The 18,398-nt window shown below is 69.7% G+C and carries 19 protein-coding genes and 1 tRNA gene; 18 read left to right on the forward strand and 2 right to left on the reverse strand.

Annotated features, from left to right (window positions below; genetic code table 11):
* Positions 1 to 64: 64 nt before the first annotated feature.
* From ITJ57_RS19785 to ITJ57_RS08725, 11 genes are all read left to right on the forward strand, one after another.
* Positions 65 to 967, forward strand: coding sequence for a diacylglycerol kinase family protein (locus ITJ57_RS19785; protein WP_194669678.1), 903 nt, complete (start codon positions 65 to 67; stop codon positions 965 to 967).
* 108 nt (positions 968 to 1,075) lie between these two features.
* A tRNA-Glu gene (locus ITJ57_RS08680) sits at positions 1,076 to 1,148 on the forward strand.
* A gap of 183 nt (positions 1,149 to 1,331) precedes the next feature.
* Positions 1,332 to 2,387 carry a serine protease gene (locus ITJ57_RS08685; protein ID WP_194669679.1) on the forward strand — a complete coding sequence of 352 codons (1,056 nt, stop codon included), beginning with the start codon at positions 1,332 to 1,334 and terminating at the stop codon, positions 2,385 to 2,387.
* Entirely contained in the window at positions 2,384 to 3,310 is a 927-nt protein-coding gene (locus ITJ57_RS08690) for a hypothetical protein (RefSeq protein WP_194669680.1), read from the forward strand. The genes ITJ57_RS08685 and ITJ57_RS08690 overlap by 4 nt, the downstream gene beginning before the upstream one ends.
* A complete protein-coding gene (locus ITJ57_RS08695) occupies positions 3,307 to 4,467 on the forward strand; it encodes a DUF4333 domain-containing protein (RefSeq protein WP_194669681.1) in 1,161 nt (386 codons plus the stop codon). Before ITJ57_RS08690 ends, ITJ57_RS08695 begins: the two co-directional genes overlap by 4 nt.
* 180 nt (positions 4,468 to 4,647) lie before the next feature.
* Positions 4,648 to 6,144, forward strand: coding sequence for a 3-isopropylmalate dehydratase large subunit (gene leuC, locus ITJ57_RS08700; RefSeq protein WP_056778120.1), 1,497 nt, complete (start codon positions 4,648 to 4,650; stop codon positions 6,142 to 6,144).
* On the forward strand, positions 6,144 to 6,740 hold the full coding sequence (leuD, locus tag ITJ57_RS08705) for a 3-isopropylmalate dehydratase small subunit (protein WP_194669682.1): 597 nt from the start codon (positions 6,144 to 6,146) through the stop codon (positions 6,738 to 6,740). The genes leuC and leuD overlap by 1 nt, the downstream gene beginning before the upstream one ends.
* A gap of 19 nt (positions 6,741 to 6,759) precedes the next feature.
* Complete coding sequence (gene murA / locus ITJ57_RS08710) at positions 6,760 to 8,130, forward strand: UDP-N-acetylglucosamine 1-carboxyvinyltransferase (protein WP_194669683.1); 1,371 nt, start codon at positions 6,760 to 6,762, stop codon at positions 8,128 to 8,130.
* 6 nt (positions 8,131 to 8,136) lie between these two features.
* The gene (locus tag ITJ57_RS08715) at positions 8,137 to 8,877 is read left to right on the forward strand and encodes a lysophospholipid acyltransferase family protein (RefSeq protein WP_194669684.1); all 741 of its coding nucleotides are present in this window, start codon (positions 8,137 to 8,139) and stop codon (positions 8,875 to 8,877) included.
* Positions 8,867 to 10,012 carry an NAD(P)H-dependent glycerol-3-phosphate dehydrogenase gene (locus ITJ57_RS08720; protein ID WP_194669685.1) on the forward strand — a complete coding sequence of 382 codons (1,146 nt, stop codon included), beginning with the start codon at positions 8,867 to 8,869 and terminating at the stop codon, positions 10,010 to 10,012. Before ITJ57_RS08715 ends, ITJ57_RS08720 begins: the two co-directional genes overlap by 11 nt.
* The gene (locus tag ITJ57_RS08725; protein WP_194669686.1) at positions 9,909 to 11,000 is read left to right on the forward strand and encodes a D-alanine--D-alanine ligase family protein; all 1,092 of its coding nucleotides are present in this window, start codon (positions 9,909 to 9,911) and stop codon (positions 10,998 to 11,000) included. Before ITJ57_RS08720 ends, ITJ57_RS08725 begins: the two co-directional genes overlap by 104 nt.
* A gap of 34 nt (positions 11,001 to 11,034) precedes the next feature.
* Here ITJ57_RS08725 and ITJ57_RS08730 read toward each other — a convergent pair whose 3' ends face one another.
* Complete coding sequence (locus ITJ57_RS08730) at positions 11,035 to 11,526, reverse strand: DUF3515 family protein (RefSeq protein ID WP_194669687.1); 492 nt, start codon at positions 11,524 to 11,526, stop codon at positions 11,035 to 11,037.
* 25 nt (positions 11,527 to 11,551) lie between these two features.
* On the opposite strand from ITJ57_RS08730, the gene thiL reads away from it, so the two are divergent.
* Positions 11,552 to 12,568: a thiamine-phosphate kinase gene (thiL, locus tag ITJ57_RS08735; RefSeq protein ID WP_228506547.1), complete on the forward strand. Its 1,017-nt coding sequence runs from the start codon at positions 11,552 to 11,554 to the stop codon at positions 12,566 to 12,568.
* A gap of 31 nt (positions 12,569 to 12,599) precedes the next feature.
* Here the strand turns inward: thiL and rsmD are convergent, their stop codons facing one another.
* Positions 12,600 to 13,172, reverse strand: coding sequence for a 16S rRNA (guanine(966)-N(2))-methyltransferase RsmD (gene rsmD, locus ITJ57_RS08740; RefSeq protein ID WP_194669688.1), 573 nt, complete (start codon positions 13,170 to 13,172; stop codon positions 12,600 to 12,602).
* A 72-nt stretch (positions 13,173 to 13,244) separates the two neighbouring features.
* On the opposite strand from rsmD, the gene ITJ57_RS08745 reads away from it, so the two are divergent.
* The 6 genes from ITJ57_RS08745 to mutM all read left to right on the forward strand — a co-directional run bounded on the left by ITJ57_RS08745 (position 13,245) and on the right by mutM (position 18,395).
* Positions 13,245 to 15,413, forward strand: a complete 2,169-nt coding sequence (locus ITJ57_RS08745) for an ATP-dependent DNA helicase RecG (RefSeq protein ID WP_194669689.1) — start codon at positions 13,245 to 13,247, stop codon at positions 15,411 to 15,413.
* A gap of 19 nt (positions 15,414 to 15,432) precedes the next feature.
* The gene (coaD, locus tag ITJ57_RS08750; RefSeq protein WP_194669690.1) at positions 15,433 to 15,915 is read left to right on the forward strand and encodes a pantetheine-phosphate adenylyltransferase; all 483 of its coding nucleotides are present in this window, start codon (positions 15,433 to 15,435) and stop codon (positions 15,913 to 15,915) included.
* Positions 15,916 to 16,026: 111 nt separating this feature from the next.
* Complete coding sequence (locus tag ITJ57_RS08755; protein WP_194670354.1) at positions 16,027 to 16,539, forward strand: DUF177 domain-containing protein; 513 nt, start codon at positions 16,027 to 16,029, stop codon at positions 16,537 to 16,539.
* Positions 16,540 to 16,542: 3 nt separating this feature from the next.
* On the forward strand, positions 16,543 to 16,752 hold the full coding sequence (rpmF, locus tag ITJ57_RS08760) for a 50S ribosomal protein L32 (RefSeq protein WP_056006932.1): 210 nt from the start codon (positions 16,543 to 16,545) through the stop codon (positions 16,750 to 16,752).
* A 112-nt stretch (positions 16,753 to 16,864) separates the two neighbouring features.
* A complete protein-coding gene (gene rnc, locus ITJ57_RS08765) occupies positions 16,865 to 17,521 on the forward strand; it encodes a ribonuclease III (RefSeq protein ID WP_228506997.1) in 657 nt (218 codons plus the stop codon).
* Positions 17,505 to 18,395 carry a bifunctional DNA-formamidopyrimidine glycosylase/DNA-(apurinic or apyrimidinic site) lyase gene (mutM, locus tag ITJ57_RS08770; protein ID WP_194669692.1) on the forward strand — a complete coding sequence of 297 codons (891 nt, stop codon included), beginning with the start codon at positions 17,505 to 17,507 and terminating at the stop codon, positions 18,393 to 18,395. Before rnc ends, mutM begins: the two co-directional genes overlap by 17 nt.
* The last annotated feature ends 3 nt before the right edge of the window (positions 18,396 to 18,398 follow it).

Here is an 18,398-nt window from a genome sequence, read left to right on the forward strand (position 1 = left end):
CCGGCGTCCAGGGCAACCCGGTCCATCGGGCCTCGCTCGGCCTCGCTCCTGTCAGAATCGGCACGTGACCACGCAGCAACGACGCATCGGCGTCGCCATCAACCCGTCCGCGTCCTTCGGCAAGACCCGAGCGGTCGGCCCGATGGTGCTCGACGCGCTCCGTGCCGCCGGCCACCGGACGGTCCACCTGCAGGAGGACGACGTCGAGGGGCTCCGGGTGTCGGTGCGTGCCGCGATCGACGCGGGCCTGGACGCGCTCGTCGTCGTCGGAGGCGACGGGATGGTGAGCCTGGCGGTCGAGGCGGTGCAGGACTCCGGGTTGCCGTTCGGCGTCGTCCCCTCCGGTACGGGGAACGACATCGCCAGAGGCCTCGGCATCCCCTTGGACGACCCCGCGGCGGCCATCGACCTGGTGGTGGGGGCTTTGGAACGCGAGCCGCGCACCATCGACGCGGGCACCGCGACGGTCGGTGATCGCACGACCTGGTTCGTCGGAGCCGTGTCCGCAGGGTTCGACGCGCTGGTGAACGAGCGGGCGAACCGGATGCGGCGTCCGCGCGGTCGCAGCCGCTACACTATCGCGATCCTCCGTGAACTCATCGCCCTGCGTCCCCGGCGGTACGACCTGGTGGTCGACGGTGTGGCGGAGTCGGTGGAGGCGGTGCTCCTCGCGGTCGCGAACAACACCTCGATCGGGGGCGGCATGCTGATCGCCCCGCAGGCCGACCTCGCCGACGGGCGGTTCGACCTGTTCGTCGTCGCGCCGGTGTCGCGGTCGCGGTTCCTCCGGCTGTTCCCGAAGGTGTTCTCCGGGGCGCACACCGAACTCGACATCGTCCGCCTGTCGCGGGTCCGCTCCGTGTCGATCGCAGCGGCGGACATCTCGGCGTACGCCGACGGGGAACGGATAGGACCCCTCCCGGTGACGGTCGAGGTGGTGGCGGGGGTGCTCCGAGTCCTCGCCTGAGGCCGGTCGACCGTGCCGGGAGGGGTGTCGACACGCCCGCCGGAGGCCTGTCAGGGTGCCGATTTGTACGGCTCGAAATCGTATGGCATACTCATATCCGTTGCTTACGGCCCCATCGTTTAGCGGCCTAGGACACCGCCCTCTCACGGCGGCAGCACGGGTTCAAATCCCGTTGGGGTCACAACACCGAAAAGAAGCCCCGTTTCCCTGCGTCTACAGGGAGCGGGGCTTCTTCGTCGTGGGGTCGAGGCCTCTCTCGCGATGCCGGGTTCGCGGCGAGGTCGTCCGCCGTTCGGGGAGATGCGAGCCGGCAGCAGGGTTCGCACCGATCTCCGCGGACGTCACTGCGTGCTAGCTTGGCCGGGTGATCGTGAAGCAGAAGCGCCGCGCTCCGGCGACAGCCGCCGTCCTGATCCTCGCCGCCCTGCTGACGGGATGTTCCATCCCGGTCACGGGGGAGCCCGTCGCAGGCGAGGCCGGCCCCGTCATCGACGTCGCGGGCGGGACGGACGACACCCTGCGCAAGGACTTCGACGCGAGCCCGCAGGAGGTCAACGATTATTGGACCGACGACAAGTTCGGTGGCGCGACGGCCCCCGACCTGAAGCCGGGCGAGGACACCCTCACGGGCGACCAGGCCACCGGCGTGGTCGTGCACCCGAGCACCGGGGTCGGCCCTGACGTCGACGTCAAGGCCATCGCGCCGACCGCCGCCGGCGATCCCTACCCGGCGACGGGGCTCGCCGCAGCGACGCAGGGGCGCCTCTACTTCTCCATCGGTGGTGCCACCTACGTCTGCTCCGCGAGCGTCGTCAACGCGCCGACCATGGACCTCGTGCTGACCGCGGGCCACTGCGTGTGGGACACCTACGGCAAGCAGCTCGCCGAGAACATCATCTTCATCCCGGCCGACGCAGCCAATGGTCAGACCCAGCCGTACGGCCAGTGGGCGGGTGTCAGCACCTACGTCCCCGACGAGTTCACCAGTGAGGCGACCTCCGACGCCAGCGGCGCGACGAGCGGGAACGGCTGGGCGTACGACTTCGCCTTCATCCGGCTCGCTCCGAACGCGTCGGGTCAGAAGATCCAGGAGGTCACCGGCGGTCAGGGCATCTCCTTCGGAACCCCGCCGGAAGGCATCACCGTGATCGGGTACCCGTCCGCCGCTCCGTTCGACGGCCAGTCGCAGCGGTACTGCGCGAGCCAGGCGGCCACCAAGGGCTACTCGGGCTACCGGGTCGACTGCCTCATGACGCCGGGATGTTCGGGTGGCGGCTGGCTCACCAGGCTCGACCCCGCCACCGGCGCCGGGTACGTCACCTCCGTCACCTCCCGCGGCGACGGATCCTGGCTCGAGGGCCCGGTCCTCGGCCAGCGGGCGCTCACGCTCTACAATGACGCGCTGGCGGAGGGATCGTGACCGCCCACCTGCGGACGACGCGACGCGCCGGGGTGATCCGCCTCCTCGTCATCGCCGGCGGGGCCGCACTCGCTTTGACCGCGTGCACGACGCCAGGCTCGGCGTTCCCCGACGCCGCCGCCCAACAGAGCTACATGCAGGATCTCGCCGAGGCCAGGTTCGAACTCCTCGCCGCCCAGATCGGCCAGGCGCCGGACGTCATCGGGTCTGCATACGTGCACGCCGTCTCCGGCGACCTCGAGTCGCACGAGAACGACTCGGTGGTCCTGTTCGGTGACCCGACCGCCTCGTTCAGCCAGGACAAGGGTTCGGCCGACGGAAACACGGTCGACATCTACCACCCGGCGGGCGTGGACTACGACCTGCTCCTCCTGGGTGGCGAGCTCAAAGAACTCGCCCCGACGGAGTGGGTGGCCGTCGAGACGCAGTACGCGGCGGACGAGGACACGGAGGATTCGCTCGGGCCCGCGTGCGTCTTCCCCGGGATATCGATCGCGTGCGACATCTACACGGCGGTCGAAGCGACCCGCAGCGCCGAAGAGGGGGTGCCCAGCAGCGTCGTCGTCTCGATGCGCAACGACGGGTCCTCCCAGATCTCGACGAGCGCGACCCTCGAGAGCGTGCTCGCGGTCGGGACGCTCTTCGACCTGCCGGACGATGTCGTCTCCTCGTTCAGCGAGGACGAGCTGGCGACGCAGTTGCCGGTCACGATCTTCCAGAACGCGGAGGGAGGGCTCGTGAAGATGGAGCTGAGCGGAACGGTCGACGGTGACACCCCGCTGCAGCTGCAAGCCGGCTTCGAGGTGTCGGGGACGTCGACCCTCGAAGACGTGCCGACATCACCATCAGGATTCGACACGACGGTGATCCCGGCGGCCGAGCAGGCCGCGTTCTGGGATCGGATCGAGGAGTTGCGGAAATGACCGACGACCAGAAGCCCGAGAACCTCGGAAGACCCCCGGTCGGCGGACCGCTGCGACCGGACCAGCAGCCACCCGGGTTCCCCGACCCGAACGCACAGCGTCTGGAGTTCGGACCGGGAAGCCCGCAGCTGCGGACGCCGCCGACGAACGGCGCCGCGCAGAATGGCCAGCCCGGCCAGAACGGCCAGCACGGTCCGTCCCAGGCCGGACCCACGCAGAACGGTCAGGGCGGTCCGTCCCAGGGCGGCCCCGCCCAGAACGGCAGGCCCGGGAACAGCTCGGCGTCCGGATCGCAGTCGTACCCGAACGGGCGGCCGAACGACGCCCCGGGGCAGCAGCCCGCCGGTTCCCCGCAGACGAACCAGGGTCAGCAGGCCGCACCCGACGCGGGCGGGCGGCCGTGGCCTCAGCAGGGGCCGCCGTCGGGCGCGCCCACTGGTCGGCCGCCGGCTCGGGGACAGCAGCAGGGCCCGGACGGATTCCGTCCTCCGGCGCCCTACGGTCAGTCCGGCCAGGGCCAGCAGCCGTCGCAGTCCAACCAGCCGCACGGGGGACCGCAGGCCCGTCCGACGGGTGCGCCGAACGGCCAGCAGGGCAACCAGCCGTTCGGTCAGGGGCGTCCTCCGGGACCCCAGCCCTTCGGGCCGGGACAGGCCCAGCACCCGGGCGCTCCGTTCCCGGCAGGGCAGCCGCAGGGTCCGCAGCAGCAGGGGCCGTCTCAGCGACCCGGGCAGCAGCAGCCCGGTCCGTCCACGGGCCCGTTCCGTCCGGGGCCAGAGTACGGCGGCCCGGTCCAGCAGTCCGCCTCGACGCCGAAGGCGCCGCGCAAGCCGCTCGGCCGCAAACTCTGGACCGGTGTCGTCATCGGTGCCGTGGCGGCGTCACTCATCGCGGTGCCGCTCACCCTGCTGTCGGTCGGACGCCTGTTCACCCCGATGCTCGACCGCGGGGCGGTGCAGACCGGCGTGGCGGAGGTGCTCAAGCAGGACTTCGGGTTGGCCGACGTCGAGAAGGTGGAGTGCCCGAGCGACCAGCCGGCCACGACCGGGACGCAGTTCGAGTGCACCTTCTCCTACAACGCGAAGAGCTACCCGGTGGCCGTCGAGGTCATCAACGATCAGGGGCAGTACCGCGTCGGGGTCGACGCGCCGAAGTAGGGGATCGGGGCGTCGGTGGCCCGGCTCCAGGGCCAGGCCGGGCGTGTCCGGGGTGGTACGCTGGGCCCATGCTGTCCGGGCTGCTCCTCCTTCCGTGCCGCGACGAGGCCTAGACCCAGGCTCCCTCGTCGCGGAGGTCGCTGACGCCTGTCCACTCATCGTTTGAAGGAATTCCACGACATGTCGCAGCTGAACGCCGATCCGTCCATCCCGAGCATCCCCGAGCACCCGCGGACGCTGGCCGAGAAGGTCTGGGACGACCATCTCGTCGTCAAGGGCGAGGACGGCACGCCCGACCTCATCTACATCGACCTGCACCTCGTCCACGAGGTGACGAGCCCGCAGGCGTTCGACGGGCTGCGCCTGGCCGACCGCCCGCTCCGCCGCGTGGACCTCACGATCGCGACCGAAGACCACAACACGCCGACGCTCGCGATCGACAAGCCGATCGCCGACCTCACGAGCCGCACGCAGATCGAGACGCTCCGGCGGAACGCAGCGGAGTTCGGCGTCCGCATCCACTCGCTCGGCGACCTCGATCAGGGCATCGTGCACGTCGTCGGCCCGCAGCTCGGCCTCACCATGCCGGGGATCACGGTCGTCTGCGGCGATTCGCACACCTCCACGCACGGCGCGTTCGGCGCGATGGCCTTCGGCATCGGCACGAGCGAGGTCGAGCATGTCATGGCGACCCAGACCCTTCCGCTGAAGCCGTTCAAGACCATGGCGATCACCGTCGAGGGCACCTTGCGTCCCGGCGTCACCGCGAAGGACATCATCCTCGCCGTGATCGCGAAGATCGGCACCGGCGGCGGGCAGGGGTACGTGCTCGAGTACCGCGGTTCCGCGATCCGTGCGCTCTCGATGGAGGGGCGCATGACGATCTGCAACATGTCGATCGAAGCGGGAGCACGTGCCGGCATGGTCGCCCCCGACCAGACCACGTACGACTACCTGCAGGGTCGCCCGCACGCGCCGACCGGAGCCGACTGGGACGAGGCCGTCGCGTACTGGGACACCCTCGCGACCGATGAGGGCGCCGCCTTCGACGCCGAGGTCTTCCTCGACGCGGACACCCTCGAGCCGTTCGTCACCTGGGGCACCAACCCGGGACAGGGCGTCTCGCTGAGCGAGAACGTACCGGACCCCGCCGCCATCGCCGACCCGAACGAACGGTCGGCCGCCGAGCGCGCCCTGGAGTACATGGCCCTCGAGGCCGGTACACCGATGAAGGACATCCCGGTCGACGCCGTCTTCATGGGTTCCTGCACGAACAGCCGCATCGAGGACCTCCGGGCGTTCGCGTCCATCATCGAAGGCCGCACGAAGGCCGAGGGTGTGCGGGTCATGGTGGTCCCCGGGTCGGCTCGGGTGCGGATCGAAGCGGAGGCCGAGGGCCTCGACAAGATCATCACCGATTTCGGCGCGGAGTGGCGTTTCGCCGGGTGCTCCATGTGCCTCGGCATGAACCCCGACCAGCTCGCCCCGGGCGAACGCTGTGCGTCCACCTCCAACCGCAACTTCGAGGGCCGTCAGGGCAAGGGCGGTCGGACGCACCTCGTCTCGCCGCTCGTCGCCGCCGCCACCGCCATCCGCGGAACGCTCTCCAGCCCCGCCGACCTGGAGGTCGGCCCCGGCAGACACGCGGCGACCGAGCAGGAAGGCGTGCACGCCTGATGGACAAGTTCACGACCGTCACCGGCGTCGCAGCGCCGTTGCGCCGCTCCAACGTCGACACCGACCAGATCATCCCCGCCGTCTACCTGAAGCGCGTCACGAAGACGGGCTTCGAGGACGCACTCTTCGCCGGGTGGCGTCAGGACCCGGACTTCGTGCTCAACCAGCCGGCCTACCAGGGCGCGAGCATCCTCGTCGCCGGACACGACTTCGGGACGGGCTCCTCGCGCGAGCACGCCGTGTGGGCGCTCCGCGACTTCGGGTTCGCCGTCGTCGTGTCGTCCCGCTTCGGTGACATCTTCCGCGGCAACTCGGGGAAGCAGGGGCTGCTTGCGGCTCAGGTCACCGAGGAGGAGCTGGAACAGCTCTGGGCGGCGATCGAGGCGGCACCGGGCTCGGACACCGTCGTCAACCTCATCGACCGCACGATCACGGTCGGCGATCTCACGGTTTCGTTCGAGGTCGACGATTACACTCGGTGGCGGCTCATCGAAGGACTCGATGACATCGGGTTGACGCTCCGTAGCGAGGAGCAGATCACCGCATTCGAAGCCCGGCGGCCCAATTGGCTGCCCCGCACCATTCCCGTCAAGTAGCAAGGCAGTAGGTACCGGTTTGAATTCACTCGTCCAGGCGTCACAGGCGGCAGGCTCGTCGGTCGGACTCGATGTCGACCGCATCACGATCAACGGCGGCATCCCGCTCACCGGCCGGATCGAGGTCAAGGGTGCCAAGAACCTCGTCACCAAGGCCATGGTGGCGTCGCTGCTCGGGGAGAACGTCAGCGTCCTGCGCAACGTGCCGAACATCAGCGACGTCCGGGTCGTCCGGTCGCTGCTCGAGATCCACGGCGTCGACGTCACGGAGGGGGAGAACCCCAACGAGCTCCGCCTCGACCCGACGAACGTCGAGTCCGCGCACATGGAGGAGATCGACGCACACGCCGGCTTCTCGCGGATCCCGATCCTGTTCTGCGGCCCGCTGCTGCACCGCCTCGGCGCGGCCTTCATCCCGGATCTCGGTGGCTGCCGCATCGGCGACCGTCCGATCGACTTCCACCTCGACGCGCTCCGGAAGTTCGGCGCGGTCGTCGAGAAGCTCCCGCAGGGCATCCGGCTCTCGGCACCCAACGGTCTCCACGGCACGACGGTGCACCTGCCGTACCCGAGCGTCGGCGCGACGGAGCAGGTGCTCCTCACCGCTGTCCGGGCGAAGGGCACGACGGAGCTCAAGGGCGCCGCGATCGAACCCGAGATCATGGATCTCATCGCAGTCCTCCAGAAGATGGGCGCGATCATCTCCTACGAGCCCAACCGCGTCATCCTCATCGAGGGCGTGGACAGGCTCGAGGGTTACGACCACACCGCCATCGGCGACCGCAACGAGGCCGCGAGCTGGGCGTCGGCGGCGCTGGCCACCGACGGTGACGTGTTCGTCGGCGGGGCGAAGCAGCAGGACATGATGACGTTCCTGAACATCTTCCGGAAGGCGGGCGGCGGGTTCGACATCACCGATGACGGCATCCGCTTCTACCGCAAGGAGGAGTTGAAGCCCGTCGTCATCGAGACCGATGTGCACCCCGGCTTCATGACGGACTGGCAGCAGCCCCTGATCGTGGCGCTGACGCAGGCCAAGGGTGAGTCCATCGTCCACGAGACCGTGTACGAGAACCGCTTCGGCTTCACGGACGCGCTCAACACGATGGGCGCGAACATCGTCGTGCACCCGAACGGACTGTCCGGCACGCCCCGTCGGGTGCCTCGTCGCAACCTCGAGCAGGCCGCCGTCATCAACGGACCGACGCCGCTGCACGGCGCCGACATCGAGGTCCCCGACCTCCGTGGTGGCTTCAGCCACCTCATCGCGGCGTTGACGGCGGAGGGCAAGTCCACGGTCAGCAACGTCGGCATCATCAGCCGTGGGTACGAGAACTTCATCGTCAAGCTCCAGCAGCTCGGTGCTGACTTCGTCCTCGAAACGAAGTAGTCCGCTGTGGGGGTGGAGCGGTCGAGACCGTCGATCTACTGGCTGTTGTCGTCGATAGCGATCCCGCCGTTCAGTGCCCTCGTCAAGCTGCGGATCCGGCACGGGGAACGACTGCCGCAGGAGGGCGCTTTCATCCTGGCGCCCAACCACGACAGCGAGTTCGACCCGTTGATCATGGGTGCCGCCGTCTGGCGGCTCGGCAGGCAGCCCCGCTTCATGGCCAAGGGCAGCTTGTTCCGCGTGCCGGTCGTCGGCTGGCTCCTCAGCCGCTCGGGGCAGATCCCGGTGGAACGCGAAGGTTCGGCCAGGGGCATGGATCCGGTGAGCGCCGCAGCGCACCTCGCCCGTCGCGGTCAAGGCGTCGTCGTGTACCCGGAGGGCTCGCTCACCCGCGACCCGGGGCTGTGGCCCATGCGCGGACGCACGGGCGCTGCGCGGATCGCCCTCACCCACGGGCTGCCGATCATCCCCGCGGCGCACTGGGGTACGCAGGAGGTCATGCCGCGGTACGGCAAGCTGCGGGTGTTCCCGCTGCGGAAGCGCGTCGACGTCGCCATCGGTGAGCCGGTGGACCTCTCGGCGTTCGCGGGCCGGCCGCTAGACTCGAAGACGCTGAACGAGGCGACCGAGGTCGTCATGCAGGCCATCACCGCCCTCTGCGAGGAACTCCGCGGTGCCCAGGCTCCCACGGAGCGCTGGGACCCCTCCAAACACCAGCAGAAGGAGACGGGCCGCTTTGAGTCCTAGGAACGTTCCGGCGACGCCGGCCGCCACGAAGGTCGCGGTCCTCGGAGCGGGCAGCTGGGGCACGACATTCGGCAAGATCCTCGCGGACGGCGGTTCCGACGTGGTCATGTGGGCGAGGCGACCCGAACTCGCCCGTGAGATCACCGAGGCGAAGCGCAACAGCGACTACCTGCCCGGCATCAACCTGCCGATGCGGATGACGGCCACGGCGAGCATGGTCGACGCCGTGCGCGGGGCCGCGGTCGTGTTCCTGTCTGTTCCGAGTCAGTCCCTGCGGGACAACCTCATCGCGCTGCGCCCGCACCTCGAGGAGGGCACGATCGTGGTGTCCCTCATGAAGGGGGTGGAGCGTCGCAGCGGCTCGCGCATGAGCGAGGTCATCCGGGAGACGCTCGACATCGATCCCTCGCGCATCGCCGTCGCCTCCGGCCCCAACCTCGCCCTCGAGATCGCCCGCGAGCAGCCGACCGCGGCGGTCATCTCCTCGGAGAGCCTCGAGACCGCCCACACGGTCGCACTGTTGGCGCGCAACCGCTACTTCCGCAGCTTCGTCAACACCGACGTGATCGGGACCGAGTTCGGCGGGGTCCTGAAGAACCTCATCGCCGTGGCGATCGGCATCGTCGACGGCGTCGGCTACGGCGAGAACACGAAGGCGTCCATCATCACGCGAGGGTTGGTGGAGATGACCGACTTCGCGGTCGCCCACGGCGCCCAGCCCGAGACCCTGTCGGGCCTGGCCGGGCTCGGTGACCTCATCGCCACCTGCCAGTCCCCGTTGTCCCGCAACAACACGGCGGGCCGACTGCTCGGGCAGGGGTATCAGTTCGACGACGTCGTCAAGCAGATGCAGCAGACGGCCGAGGGCCTCGCCTCCGTCGCCCCGGTCCTCGAGCTGGCCCGCGCGAAGGGTGTGGCGATGCCCATCGTCGAACAGGTCAAGCAGGTGCTCGACGGCACGCTCGACCCGAAGGACATCGCTCCACACTTGACGACCGACGACGACGAACCCCAGGGGGAGAGAAGCAACGATGACGCACAAGACCGGAGTGGTGGTGCTCTTTGGAGGCCGTTCAAGCGAGCACTCGATCAGCTGCGCAACGGCGGGCGGCGTCCTCGCGGCGATCGACCGTGAACGATACGACGTCTACCCGGTCGGCATAGCCCACGACGGGTCCTACGTCCTCGAGGTCGACGACCCGAGCCGGTACGCGCTCGATCCCGAGCACCTCCCGGAGGTCGACGCCTCGCGTCCCGCCGTGCGGTGGCCTGATCGGATCGGCTCCCGCGAGCTGACCGTGGTCGGCCCCGATGGTGTCGAGTCGACGCTCGGACCGATCGACATCGTCTTCCCGATCCTCCACGGCCGGTTCGGCGAGGACGGGACCGTGCAGGGGATGCTGGAGCTCGTCGACCTGCCGTACGTCGGGTCGGGGGTGTTGGCGTCGTCGCTCGGGATGGACAAGCACTTCACGAAGACCGTGCTCGAAGCCGCGGGGATCGCCGTCGCCCCCTGGGTCCGGTTCTCCGCCTATGAGTGGGCGTCCGCACCGGAGCAGGTCCTGTCCTCACTCGGTTCGCTGGGGCTTCCGGCCTTCGTGAAGCCGGCTCGCGCCGGATCGAGTGTCGGTGTCTCGAAGGTGTCCTCGCCCGAGGCGTTCGCCGCCGCGATCGAGGTCGCCCTCGCCGAGGACTCGACGGTGCTCGTCGAGACCGGCCTCGTCGGGCGAGAGGTCGAGTGCGCCGTCCTCGAGTCGCTGCCCGGCACTGCTCCGCGGGTGTCCGTGGCCGGCGAGGTCGTCATCACCGGACGTGACTTCTACGACTTCGCAGCCAAGTACCTGGACGCCCCCGGCATCGAGCTGGTCTGCCCCGCCGACATCCCCGACGCGCAGCTCGCCGAGATGCAGGACCTCGCGCGGCGGTCGTTCGACGCCCTCGGGTGCGCGGGGCTCGCGCGGGTCGACTTCTTCCTGACCGCCGACGGCTTCGTCGTCAACGAGGTGAACACCATGCCCGGCTTCACGCCGATCTCGATGTTCCCCAGTTGCTGGCTCGCCTCGGGGCTCAGCTATCCGGAACTCATCACCGAGTTGATCGAGGTCGCGCGCGCCCGGTCGTGACCGGGCGGGTGCCCGCAGGCGTCAGTCGTCGGTGTCAGCCGTCAGTGGGGATCGGCAGCTCGGCGTCGCCGAGGGCCGTGCACTTACCCGTGATGGGCAGGACCGAGACGGCCGGCGCGAGGTCGGCGAGCACGGTGCTGCTGGCGACGGCGTCTCCGTCGAGCACGATCTCGACCGCGGGGGTGCGGCCGAAGGTCGTGAAGCGGTAGCGCGGCGCGTCGCTGTCGTCGATGATCCAGTCGACCCCGTTCACCGACTGGCATTGCTGGGTGGTGGGGCCGGGGACGGCGACGCCGCAGTGCAGGAGGACGGCTGACGGGTCGCCCCAGGCGCCGGTGGCCTGTGCGTCGGTCGTGCGCTCCGGGAGCTCGGCCACCACGTCGGGGAGGCGCACCGTCACCTCGGCGCACTGCGGGTTGTTCGCGTCGTCGGCTGGTTCGAGTGCGACGGCGGGGGCACAGCCGGCGAGGGCGAGGGCGGGGACCGCAGCGAGGGCGGCGGCCAGGAGGGCGCGGGTCGGGGACATCGCACACCAGGCTACCGTTGATCCCATGAACGAGTCTGGGAGTGCCTCCGGCGCTGGTGCGATGCACGGGACGTCCGTCGGTGACCTGGCCGAGGGGGAGCTGCTGGAACGGATCTTCCCCCGCCTACCGCACGCGGAGGCCGAACTCCTCGGGCCAGGCGATGACGCAGCGGTCGTGCAGGCGCCGGACGGTCGGTTCGTCGTGACGACGGACACGATGATCCACGGCCCGGACTTCCGGCTGGCGTGGTCGAGCGGCCACGACCTGGGCTGGAAGGCCGCGGCCAGCAACCTCGCCGATGTCGCCGCCATGGGTGCCAGGCCCACGGCCCTCGTGGTGGCGTTGGCGATGCCGAAGCACCTGCCGGTCGCCGTCCTCGACGGGTTCGCCGAGGGCCTCCGCGACGCCTGCTCCGCCCTCGCGCCGGGATGTGGCGTCGTCGGTGGTGATCTGGCCGTCTCGGACGTGTTCATGATCGCGGTGACGGCGTTCGGGGACCTGGAGGGGCGAGCGCCCGTCCGACGCGATGGCGCTCAGGTCGGTGACACCGTCGCGGTCGCCGGGGAGCTGGGAGCGGCGGCGGCCGGCCTCCGGCTGCTGTTCGACCGGGCGGTCGACGAGGCCGGAGTCCCGTCGGCGGAGGCTGCGGCAGCGCTGCGCGTGGAGCATCAGGCCCTCGTCGAGGCGCAGTTGGCGCCGCGCCCACCGATCGCCGCCGGCGTCGTCGCGGCCGTCGGGGGAGCCACGGCGATGCTCGACCTCTCCGACGGCCTAGCGCTGGATGCCGGCCGTCTCGCTCGGGCGAGTGGTGTCGCGATCGACCTGCGGAGCGACGCGCTGGGCGCCGACGCCGCGCTCGCCCTCTCCGGCGGAGAGGATCACGCGCTGCTGGCGACCTTCCCCGCGTCGAGCGGTGTCCCTGCCGGGTTCCGCGCCATCGGCACGGTGCGGCCGGGTGCCGGTGTCCTCGTCGACGACAGGCTCTACGACGGCCATGCGGGATGGGACCCGTACCGCGACTGGGACGACGCCGCCGGCTGAGGCGCGGCGTCGACGGCCCCGGTGGGACGGATCAGACCGGAGCGATCCACCAGATGAGGGTCTCGCCGTAGGTGCTCTTCCGCAACACCTCGAGCTCGGCGGGGAGCGTGGGTTCCGGCGACCGGGAGCTGCGTTCCACGAGGATCAGACCGTCCTCTGCCACGAGGCCGACGAGTGCCGCCAGGTTGGCGGTGAGCTCGGCCTCGGGCAGGTCGTAGGGCGGATCGATGAACACGAGGTCGGACGGGACCGTCGCCCCCGCCAGGTAGCCGCCGACCGACTTCGCCTGCACCGTGATCCGTGGAGCCGTGCCTCGAGGGGCCGCCGACGTCACGATCTTGGCGTTGTCGCGGCACAGCTTCGCGGCTTCCGACGACCGGTCGACCAAGGTCACCACGGTCGCGCCCCGACTCGCGCACTCGAGTCCGAGGGACCCGGATCCGGCGTAGAGGTCGAGCACCTCGGCCCCGGCGATGACGTCGCGGGCCTCCAGCGCTGAGAAGAGCGCTTCGCGCACGCGATCACTCGTGGGTCGTGTCCCGCTGCCCGGAACCCGGATCGTGCGTGATCCCGCGAACCCCGAGATGATCCTGATGCCGGCCATGGATCCATCCTCGCAGGCTGCACGGGACGAGGCGAACCGCCGGTGTCCGAGGTGCCGAATAGAATCGAGGGCATGACGGGGATCGAGCTGAGTACGAAGCTCGGCGGCGTCCTCGGTGGGCGCACCGCGACGGCACTGCAGAAGGCGTTCGGCCTCGAGACCGTCGGTGACCTGCTCGAGCACTACCCCCGTCGCTACGCGAGACGCGGCGAGCTGACGGCCATCGGGCAGCTGCCGTTGGGTGAGGACGTCACGATCGTCGCCGACGTGGTCGAGGTGCGCGACCGGGAGATGAAGCAGCGCAAGGGTTCCATCCTCGAGGTGGTCATCTCCGACGGCCAGGGCCGACTCAACCTCACCTTCTTCAACCAGAAGTGGCGGGCGAACGAGCTCCGACCGGGACTCCGTGGCATCTTCGCCGGCAAGGTCGGCGACTACCGCGGCAGCTACCAACTCGCGCACCCCCAGTACCAGCTCTTCCCCGACGACGCTGAAGCGCCGGCGCTCGCCGACGCGCAGGCCAAGGCGTGGTCAGAGGCACCCATCCCGATCTACCCGGCGACGAGCACCATCACGAGCTGGAACCTCAGACAGTCCGTCGAGCTCGTCCTCGACGCGTTGCCGCCTCAGGAAGACCCCGTGCCGTGGTCCGTCCGCTCGGCGAGGAGCGAGCTGTCCTTCGACGCCGCCATCCGTGCGGTGCACCGTCCTGCCGTGGACCGCGACTGGCAGCGGGGGCGCCGCAGCCTCCGCTACCAGGAGGCGTATCTGCTGCAGACGGCCCTCCTCCAGCAACGTGCGGCGACCAGAGCCCTCGCGGCCGAGCCGCGCACGCCCCGAGCCGGCGGGTATCTCACGCGGCTCGATGCGGCGCTGCCGTTCGAGCTGACCGGTGACCAACAGACGGTCGGAGCGGAGATCGCCGCCGACCTGGCGCAGCCCAGCCCGATGAACCGCCTCGTCCAGGGCGAGGTGGGGTCGGGCAAGACCCTGGTCGCGCTGCGGGCCATGGCAGCGGTGGCCGACAGTGGCGGTCAATCCGTGCTCCTGGCGCCCACCGAGGTCCTGGCGGCCCAGCATCTGCGGTCGATCGTCCGATCCCTTGGCCCCGACCTCGCGGCGGAACTCATGCCGACCCTGCTCACCGGGCAGCTGCCGACGGCCGAGCGCAAACGAGCGCTGCTCCGTATCGTCGCCGGCCAGGCTCGCATCGTGATCGGGACGCACGCGCTGCTGGGCGACGCCGTCAGCTTCGCCGACCTGGGCTTGGTGGTCGTCGACGAGCAGCACCGATTCGGCGTGGAACAACGCGATCAGCTCCGCCAGAAGGGCCGCACCCCACCGCACGTGCTCGTGCTCACGGCGACACCGATCCCGCGAACGGTCGCCATGACCGTCTTCGGCGATCTCGACGTGAGCATGATCAAGGAGTTGCCGCAGGGGCGCCAGGGCATCGAGAGCTTCGTGGTGGCCCTGGCGGATCACCCACGGTGGATCTCGCGTGTGTGGGAGCGGCTGGCCGAGGAACTCGCCCAGGGGCGGCAGGGGTTCGTGGTGTGTCCGGCGATCGATGCCAAGGAGGTCGAGCCGGGGGAGGCCCTCGAGGAGGACGTCGATCCGGCACGCCCGGTCGCCTCCGTCCTGACGACGGTCGAGGAGCTCCGGCTGCACCCGCTGCTCGCCGCCCGACGGATCGAGGTCCTGCACGGTCGCATGAGCGCCGAGGAGAAGGACCGGACGATGCGTGCCTTCGCGGCCGGAGACATCGACGTCCTGGTGGCGACCACTGTCATCGAGGTGGGCGTCGACGTCCCGAACGCCTCGACCATGGTCGTCCTCGACGCGGACCGCTTCGGCGTCTCCCAGCTGCACCAGCTCCGCGGACGCGTGGGGCGAGGTGGTGTTCCGGGACTCTGTCTGCTCGTCACTGCGGCCGAGATGGAGAGCACCGCCCGTGAGCGCGTCGACGCCGTGGCGGCGACGCTCGACGGCTTCGACCTCGCGCAGGTCGACCTCGAACTCCGTCGCGAGGGCGACGTCCTCGGCAGCACGCAGTCCGGCGGTCGGTCTTCGCTCAAGTTGCTGCGGGTGGTGCACGACAGCGAGGTCATCATCGAGGCTCGGGCGGACGCCGCCGAGCTCCTCGCCACGGATCCGGACCTCGTCGACCACCCCGCCCTGGCGGAGGCCCTGCAGCGCCGCCTCGACGAATCCGACCGCGCCGCCCTCGCCAAGAACTGAGCACGGCTAGGCTGGCTCCATGAAGCGGATCGCCGTCGTCCCCGGATCGTTCGACCCCGTCACCCTGGGGCACCTGGATGTCATCGAGCGGGCGGCGCGGATCTTCGACGAACTCCACGTCCTCGTCGTGCACAACCCGGACAAGTCCGCACTGCTGCCCATGCCGCAGCGCGTGTCGCTCCTCGAACGCTCCATCACGGGTGGCGGCCTGCCGGACAACATCGTGGTGGCGCAGTGGAACGTCGGGCTGCTCGTCGACTACTGCACCGATGTGGGCGCGAGCGTGCTCGTCAAGGGCATCCGTTCGCAGGTCGACGTCGCCTACGAGACGCCCATGGCCATCATGAACCGCAGCCTCGCCGGCGTGGAGACGGTCTTCCTCCTCCCGGACCCGGCGCACGCCCACGTCTCGAGCTCGTTGGTCCGGCAGGTCGCCGCACTCGGCGGTGACGTCAGCCCGTACGTCCCGCCGGTCGTCGCCTCCTTCCTGCAGGAGGGCTAGGGCGTCCCATCCGTCCTGTTCGGCGTAGAATCGACGATCGTGGCTAGAAAGAGAACCAACAACTCCCCGTTCAGCGTCAACGTACGCGATCTGGTGAACCGTCCTGGGGAGATGCGCGAGCACGATCTCGAGGTGGTGCTCGCCGAGCGCTGGGGCGAGGGTCTCGTCGCCGTCCAGGAGGGCACGACGCTCTCCGAGCAGGTCCGTCTCGAGTCCGTGCACGAGGGCATCCTCGTCTCCGTGGACGTCGACGCGACGGCGACCGGCGAGTGCGGTCGGTGCCTCCGCGACATCGAACTGCCCGTCGAAGTCGAGATTCAGGAACTTTTCGCGTATCCTGATTCGGAAGCGTCTGACTTCGAGGTTCACGACGACCACGTGGATCTTGAACCTCTGGTCAGAGATGCGGTAGTTCTCGCATTACCGTTTCAGCCGGTGTGCCAGCCGGATTGCCCCGGACTCGATCCCGAGACCGGTGAGCGGCTGGCCGAACGTCCGGAACGACACCCCCAAGACGTCGCAGATCCTCGCTGGTCTGCGCTCGCGGGCTTGTCCTCAAACTCCGAACTTGACACAGACGCCAGCAGCGCCCCGGGCGCGGCTGCAGACACAGAAGAGAGATAGATCATGGCTGGAAACCCCCCGAAGCGGAAGGTCTCGCGCTCGAACACCCGCTCGCGTCGCTCGCAGTGGAAGGCCGCCGTGCCGACGCTCGTGAAGACGGTGGAGAACGGCCGCGTCACGTACAGCCTGCCGCACCGCGCCAAGGTCGTCGAGGACTCGCAGGGCACCGCCCTCTACCTCGAGTACAAGGGCCGCAAGGTCGCAGACGTCTGATCGCTCTGTTGAACGTCCGCGTTCGAACAGCGTGAACACGAACCATTCCGACCACACCGGGGCCGGCTCCTTCTCGGAGTCCGACCCCGGTGTCGTCGCTTGTGCGCGGCAGCTGGGTGTCGACGTCTCGTACGAGCTCCTCGACCTCGCGCTGACGCACCGCTCGTACGCGTACGAGCACGGCGGGCTCCCGCACAACGAGCGCCTCGAGTTCCTCGGCGACTCCATCCTCGGGCAGGCCGTCACGGTGATGCTCTACCGCGATTTCCCGCACCTCGACGAAGGGCAGCTCGCGAAGCGACGGGCGAGCCTCGTGTCGACGATCGCCCTCGCCGAGGTCGCCCGCTCGATCGGGCTGGGCGAACGCATCAAGCTCGGTAAGGGCGAGGATCAGACCGGCGGCCGCGACAAGGCGTCCATCCTGGCCGACACGATGGAGGCCGTCATCGGCGCGACCTACCTGTCCGCCGGTCCCGACGCGGCCACCGAGCTCGTCCTGCGTCTGGTGACGCCGTTGCTCGAGAACCCCGAGCGCTTCGGGGCCGCCATGGACCCGAAGACGAGCCTGCAGGAGGCCGCCGCGGCGATCGGTGCACCGGCACCCGTGTACGAGATCGCCAGCTCCGGTCCCGACCACAACCGTCGGTTCGTCGCGACGGTCACGGTGGGCACCGCCGTCACGGCGACGGGCTCCGGCACGAGCAAGAAGCACGCCGAGATGGCGGCCGCCTTGGAAGCTTGGTCGAGGATCAGTGCCGGAACTCCCTGAGGTCGAGGTCGTCCGCGCCGGCCTCGAGCCCGCCGTCAGCGGGGCGACCATCGCCGGTGTCGAGGTCTTCGACGAGCGCTCCCTGCGACGTCACGCGAGTGGTGTCGCCGACTTCACGGCGCGGCTGACGGGTCGGACGATCCGATCGGCCGTCCGGCGCGGGAAGTTCCTGTGGTTCCCCCTCGACGACGAGGAAGCCATCGTCGGCCACCTGGGGATGAGCGGGCAGATGCTGCTCCGATCCCCGGGAGACGACGCGGACCGCCTCCTGCGGATCCGGCTGCAGTTGGAGCATCCCGAGCACGGCGACCTCCGGCTGCACTTCGTGGACCAGCGGATCTTCGGGTCCATGGCGTTGACCGCGCTCGTCCCCACGACGGACGGAGCCGCAGGCGGGTTCGGCGACGCCGTCGCGATGGTGCCCGATCAGGTCTCGCACATCGCCCGAGACCCGATGGACCCCGCCTTCGACGACGCCGTCTTCCTCCGGCGGCTGCGCGAGAAACGGACCGGGGTGAAGCGGGCGCTGCTCGATCAGACCCTCGTCAGCGGGATCGGCAACATCTACGCGGACGAGTCGCTCTGGGCAGCGCGCATCCATCCCGAGCAGGAGACCGCCCGGTTGAGCCGTCCGCGCGCAGCGCGCCTGCTCGACGAGGTGCGGCAGGTCCTGGCGAAGGCGCTGGCGGAGGGCGGCACGAGCTTCGACGCCCAGTACGTGAACGTCAACGGGCAGGCCGGCTACTTCGCACACAGCCTCAACGCCTACGGCCGGCAGGGGAAGCCGTGCTCGCGCTGCGGGACGTTCATCGTGCGCGAGCAGTTCATGAACCGTGGCTCGCATCGCTGTCCCGGGTGCCAGCGCCGCACCTGACGA

Source organism: Plantibacter sp. VKM Ac-2880, from assembly GCF_015351235.1.
Lineage (GTDB): Bacteria > Actinomycetota > Actinomycetes > Actinomycetales > Microbacteriaceae > Plantibacter.